A 598-nucleotide genomic window follows, 5' to 3' on the forward strand; every position below is an offset into this window, starting at 1 on the left:
TTGATGGTGCAGCAGGCCACCGGTTTGAGTCGGGTCGAGGCCGGCCGGCTGGTTGCTGTCGGGGTGCTGATGAGCGACACGGAGACGGCGGAGCGGGAGGCTGCCGCCGCGCGGGAAGCCGCTGCCGAACGGGAAGCCGCGCGGGTGGCGCAGGCCGCCGCCGATGCTGCGGCTGACACCGCCGCCGCCGCCGCTGACGCCATCGAGGCTGCGGTCGATGCGCAGCGTGCGGCGGAGTGGGAAGCGGCCCAGTGGGAGGCGCGGGAGGCCGATCGGGCCGCCGCGTGGGCCGAGCTGCACCCCGACCTGCCGCTCCCTGACGCGCCGCCCCGGCCTGGGCCGGTCATCGCAACGGTTCCGATCGCACCGGTCGTGCTGGTGCCACTGGTACCACCGCTGGTGCCTCCGCTGCCACCGCTGCCGCCGCTGCCGCCGCTGCCGCTGGTACCGGTGGTGCCTCCGGTGGTGGTCCCGTGGCAGGCGCCGATTATGCACGCGATCACCGCGGGCATTTTTTCGCCCGGTGTCGGCGATGCCCTGCTGCGCGGCCTCGGCACCCTCGACCAGGCGATCACGGCCGAGAAACTCGCCGCCGCCC

The 598-nt window shown here is 74.7% G+C and carries 1 pseudogene; it reads left to right on the forward strand.

Going from position 1 to position 598, the window contains the following annotated elements:
- A pseudogene (locus tag QMK22_RS17470) lies at window positions 1–598 on the forward strand (hypothetical protein); the annotation flags it as partial.

Source organism: Cryobacterium sp. PH29-G1, from assembly GCF_030063365.1.
Classification (GTDB): Bacteria; Actinomycetota; Actinomycetes; order Actinomycetales; family Microbacteriaceae; genus Cryobacterium.